The 4,316-nt window shown below is 64.6% G+C and carries 7 protein-coding genes; 3 read left to right on the top strand and 4 right to left on the bottom strand.

The features are described 5' to 3' along the window. Nucleotides 1-92: 92 nt before the first annotated feature. Genes QOL99_RS15420 through QOL99_RS15410 form a run of 3 tightly spaced genes read right to left on the bottom strand, consistent with a single transcriptional unit; the run spans nt 93 to nt 1,878 of the window. Nucleotides 93-989 (bottom strand): DUF433 domain-containing protein, encoded by an 897-nt coding sequence (locus QOL99_RS15420; RefSeq protein WP_285525125.1) that lies wholly within the window; start codon nt 987-989, stop codon nt 93-95. 21 nt (nt 990-1,010) lie between these two features. Further along, complete coding sequence (locus QOL99_RS15415) at nt 1,011-1,568, bottom strand: hypothetical protein (RefSeq protein WP_285525123.1); 558 nt, start codon at nt 1,566-1,568, stop codon at nt 1,011-1,013. A gap of 4 nt (nt 1,569-1,572) precedes the next feature. Continuing rightward, nucleotides 1,573-1,878 (bottom strand): PadR family transcriptional regulator, encoded by a 306-nt coding sequence (locus QOL99_RS15410; protein WP_285525121.1) that lies wholly within the window; start codon nt 1,876-1,878, stop codon nt 1,573-1,575. 127 nt (nt 1,879-2,005) lie between these two features. Here QOL99_RS15410 and QOL99_RS15405 point away from each other — a divergent pair, with 127 nt between their 5' ends. After that, nucleotides 2,006-2,245, top strand: coding sequence for a hypothetical protein (locus QOL99_RS15405; protein ID WP_285525119.1), 240 nt, complete (start codon nt 2,006-2,008; stop codon nt 2,243-2,245). 206 nt (nt 2,246-2,451) lie between these two features. On the opposite strand, the gene QOL99_RS15400 is transcribed toward QOL99_RS15405, so the two are convergent. Then, entirely contained in the window at nt 2,452-2,712 is a 261-nt protein-coding gene (locus tag QOL99_RS15400) for a helix-turn-helix domain-containing protein (RefSeq protein WP_285525117.1), read from the bottom strand. Between the two features lie 72 nt (nt 2,713-2,784). Here QOL99_RS15400 and QOL99_RS15395 point away from each other — a divergent pair, with 72 nt between their 5' ends. Together QOL99_RS15395 and QOL99_RS15390 are read left to right on the top strand one after the other, a co-directional pair. Next, on the top strand, nt 2,785-3,636 hold the full coding sequence (locus QOL99_RS15395; RefSeq protein WP_285525116.1) for a hypothetical protein: 852 nt from the start codon (nt 2,785-2,787) through the stop codon (nt 3,634-3,636). 70 nt (nt 3,637-3,706) lie between these two features. Next, on the top strand, nt 3,707-3,955 hold the full coding sequence (locus tag QOL99_RS15390) for a hypothetical protein (protein WP_285525115.1): 249 nt from the start codon (nt 3,707-3,709) through the stop codon (nt 3,953-3,955). Nucleotides 3,956-4,316 lie beyond the last annotated feature (361 nt).

Raw genomic sequence — 4,316 nt, 5'->3', positions numbered from 1 at the left:
CCAGGTAGCTCGCGCTGTAGGCCGGTACACCAAACGTCTAGGTCAGCCAGGGCGGGAGCTGCGCATCCAGCCAGTAGGGACCTTCCGGCATCTCAGGCGCTCAGACGCGGATGATTCAGGTAGCGTGCGGCATACAGCAGCGCGGCGTGGATGTCCTCGCGCTCGAGATCGGGGTAGTCCTCCAGGATCTCCCCCTCAGGAACGCCCTGGCCCAGCAGATCGAGGATGTCGCTCACCCGGATCCGTATTCCGCGGATGCAGGGACGTCCACCACACTGCCGTGGGTCGACGGTAATTCGCTCCAGGGGACCCATGGCTTCAGTGTATTGGTGCGGCGCACAGACTGTCTGCGATGGCAGGTGCTCCGCTTCGGCCCTGGACCCTGCACTCTGCCCACAGGCCCGGCAAGGCCGGTGACGGAACAGGTTCGTGTCCAGGACCCGCACGGTCGGCTTCTTCTCCAGGTTCTGGACTCCAGCAGGATTGGCCGCGACCTCCAACCAGGGCACCGGCAGCCCCAGGGCTTTCTCGCCGCCCACCTCATGGGTGACGTACACCTCGAAGGCCAGCACCACCTCCCCTCCCCGCACGATGCCCACGTCCGCCCGGAACCCTTTAACCGTGATTTCCTCCCGAACTTCGCTGCCTGGGCTCAGTGGGTAGGTGGTCGTCTGGTCCTGACCACAGCCTGGGCATTTCACCTGAGCGGTGAAGCGGCAGTGCTTCCGAAGCCCGGACGCCAGCAGCCGTTTGAACGCCGCGTGCTCGATGCTCTCTCCCGAAGCGCTGCACGCGGAGTCCGCCCGGTGTGCGAAGTGGGGCACCCGGACCAGGCCACGCCGCAGGATCACTGGCTCCTGGCAGAGTAAGCAGGTGTACGGCTCTCCCCGAGGCGCGGTGTGGGGACGGACCACCTCCCCCGCGACGTTGGCCGCGTAGGCGACCCCCTGATGACGACTGGCCGTGGAGTGGTCAGGTGAGAGAGTCATCGTCAGGGCCTCCTCGGGGAGTTAGCGGGCCCGGGGTGCTCTGGGGATATGGAACCGCCGTGCGGTGTAGATCCCCAGGGCGACGAAGGCGACCAACAACAGGAGGGCCTGCGGGTGCAGCGCACTCCACCAGGCCAGGAGGGCCAGGCCGAAGAACCCACACGTCAGGCCGAGCAGCGTCATCGCACCCAGCCGCCACCACACCCGGCGAAGCTCCGGCAGGATCAGGACACTCTTGGCCGCCAGGTGACTCAACACCAGGACGATGAATCCATAGACGATGCTGTGTGACAGCAGCCGAAGCAGATCCGGCGCGACGCCCAGTCCACTGAGCAAGATCAGGACGACACTGCTTCCCAGGCAGACCCGCATCACGTCACCGACGAAAGCCTCCTCAGGATCATGTTCGCGCCGAATGCCCCATGCTGCTTCGCGAAGTCCCTGGGCATAGGCCAGCCGCTCTGCTGAAGACTCGATGCCCAGCAGTTCTCCCAGCCATTCCTCCTGATACAGAGGCCGCAGCTTGCGGGGCAGGCGGCGCACCGCCCGAAGGACCAGACGTCGGGCCTGTTCGTCCACGGACCTACGCATGGGTGAGGCCTCCCAGAGCCTGCTGGGCTTTGCGCAATTCGGCCTGGGTGAAGGTGTGGCCCTCCGGGGTCAGGGTATAGACACGCCGGGCTGCACGACCGGCCTGAGCTGGGTCGACGGCCTCCCACTCGCTATTGAGGTACCCATGCCGTTCGAGGCGGGTGAGGATCGGGTAGAGGGTGCCGCTCTTGAGTTCGGTGCGTCGCATCAGGTCGTACCCGTAGAGCGGCTGATCGCCCTGTTCTGCTAGGGCACGCAGCACCAGCAGGGTGGGCAGAGACATCCGAAGACCTGACATGCCGCAAGTCTACATAGGGCTATATAGATTTGCAAGCGATGGTCGTGGACGGGCGACAGCATGGGCTGGTCACAGTCCTCCCTGGCCCCGCTGCCTACCCTGAAAGGAGGAGGCCGCTTTGTACGGTGTGGGCATTCGTGTGATTCCGGACGACGGCATAGACCTGATCGCCCTGAGCAACCAGAAGACCATCACAGTCGAGGACATCCGCAAAGCCGCTCGAGCCGTCAGCGGCACCGATGAGGGTGCCGAGTACTTTATGGCCAAGCGCCACGCCGTGTTCGGGAACAGGACCGTGGCCGAGGCGGTCGAGGCCGGTCAAGCGCGCATCGTCCTGGGGGCACTCCTGAACGCTGCAGGCATTTGAGTCCACAGGCTGGACACGACCGGCCAAAGAGCCAGTGACTGACCCTCCGCCTGTTCGCAGTCTCTGGTGACCCCAAGTGATTCCCCGCCGCCTAGTGAAGGGAGCCACAGCGGGAAGACGACGGCAACGCTCTCCGCTATTGAAAGCAAAATGACCGGGCCGTCGAGCACCCACCACACCGCCTAGGGTCCATCACGAGTCGCCCTCTAACTTTTCTGGGGGCCATTGCCAGAGTCAACCAGTGTATCTGGTTCCTGCCTCAGCAGGTCTGCCGCGTCCAGCCCGAAGGCATCGGCGATCCGGCCGATGTTGTCGATGCCCAGATTGCGCTCGCCCCGCTCAATGCCTCCGATGTAGGTGAAGTGCAGCCCGCTCAGCTCTGCCAAGACCTCCTGGGTCAGCCCACGGGCCTTGCGAAGAGCACGAACATTCTGGGCGAAACGAAGACGCAGGGGATGCGGAGTCACCCCCCCACTCACCCGCAACTTCAGATCCGATTTCCATAGACGATGAGTATTATTTTTGAGTACGTTGTGGGTATGGCCTCCCCCGACTTCCCCGGCACCCCACCCATTGAAGGCCCTCTCCCCTGGATCACCCTGCAATTGCTCGGCCTCATCCACGACCTCGACCACCACCGTGGCTTCCGGGAAGACCCATCGCCTCCACCCCATCTGGAAGAAGTCCTCCGGGCCTTGCGGGGGTATGGGGAGCAACTGGCCGCAGGCCAGCCAGGTAGCCAGGGAACAGGCTTCACGACCAAAGAGGCCCGCCAGATCGCCGCCACACACGTGGTCCGTGTCACGGGACTCCAGCCCTACCTGGTCACCCCTGACCGGCTCCGAGCGGAGCTGGGAGACCTGACCGCGACCTCCACCTCAGCGCCGTCACAGGCGCTGATCCAGCTCCACACCCTGACGTACTTGCTGTCGACCCTGACCAGTGAGCCCATGGAGCTCAAGGCCGACCTGAGCCGTGTCCGTCCCCTCTCGGTCGCGCAGCAGTTGATCTACCGGGCTTACCGGGTAGCTCTGGTCGCCCGTTCGGAGCAACAATCGTTGTACCGGGAGGTCGTGGCGGCGGCGCATGCGGACGTGGACTTGCCGTACCACCTGGAGGAACTCGCCGAAGGGCACGGGGGGGCACCCGGCCTCCAGCTTGGAAGCTCCAACCCGTGGATGAAGCCGCCGAACTCGCAGCGGGAACGGGAGCAACTCATGACGGTGGTCGAGGCGATGTGTCGTGTGCCCCAGCCCACGGAGCGACAGCGGGGAGCGCTCGCGTACGCGGCCGCGCAGCTCGTCCGACGGTGGCGGCACGAGCAGGACGTCGATGCGGTGATCGCCGCGGCCAACTTGCGCGTCCTGCTGGAGCGTCAGGGAATCCAGTGAGGAGGGTGCCACCAGCCGCCATGCTGGAGCCCCCTTGCCCTGAGCCCTACCCTGGAAGCAGGAGGCCGTCATGAACAATGCGGGCATTCGTGTGGTGCCGCTGGAGCCTATAGACCTCATTGCCCTGAGCGACCAGGAGACCATCACCATCGAGGACATCCGCAGGGCAGCCTGGGCCGTCAACGGCACCGAGGCAGGCGTCTACTACTTCATGACCCATCGTCACGCCGTGTTCGGGGACAGGACCGTGGCCGAAGCCGTCGAGATCGGTCAAGCACGCATCGTCCTGGGGGCGCTCCTGAACGCCGCGGGCATTTGAGTTCACAGGATGGACATGATCGGCCGGATCTCCGGCGACTGACCCTCCATCTGCATGCTGACATGGGTGAGGTTCTCGGGATCCAGGACGGCTCCCCTGCCACCGTCGACCTCGTCGATGGAGCCCTCGTGATCCGGCCTCAGGCACAGACTAGGAGCATCCTGAACGAACTGCTAGCAGGTGTGCCGCTACGGCTATCGACAGTGCAGCCGGTTGGAACTGGATTGCGTAAGAAGAAATGCCGTCTCCTGCCAACAACCCTTTCCTTACTCAGGTCACGGGTCTGAACCAGTCACAGCTTTAGGCTGCCCACCATCCCCGCCAACCCGACCCCGCCGAGGCGCTCGCGATGTACCTGCCC

This window comes from Deinococcus rhizophilus, from assembly GCF_030271215.1.
GTDB classification, from domain to species: domain Bacteria; phylum Deinococcota; class Deinococci; order Deinococcales; family Deinococcaceae; genus Deinococcus; species Deinococcus rhizophilus.
The sequence above is the reverse complement of the archived record's forward strand: the minus strand, read 5'-3'. Positions and strand labels throughout refer to the sequence as shown.

What these genes read in the sequence shown, in the direction of transcription:
- QOL99_RS15390 (WP_285525115.1), top strand. Translation starts at nt 3,707, where the DNA reads ATGAACAATGCGGGCATTCGTGTGGTGCCGCTGGAGCCTATAGACCTC.
- QOL99_RS15420 (WP_285525125.1), bottom strand. Translation starts at nt 989, where the DNA reads ATGACTCTCTCACCTGACCACTCCACGGCCAGTCGTCATCAGGGGGTC.
- QOL99_RS15395 (WP_285525116.1), top strand. Translation starts at nt 2,785, where the DNA reads ATGGCCTCCCCCGACTTCCCCGGCACCCCACCCATTGAAGGCCCTCTC.
- QOL99_RS15410 (WP_285525121.1), bottom strand. Translation starts at nt 1,878, where the DNA reads ATGTCAGGTCTTCGGATGTCTCTGCCCACCCTGCTGGTGCTGCGTGCC.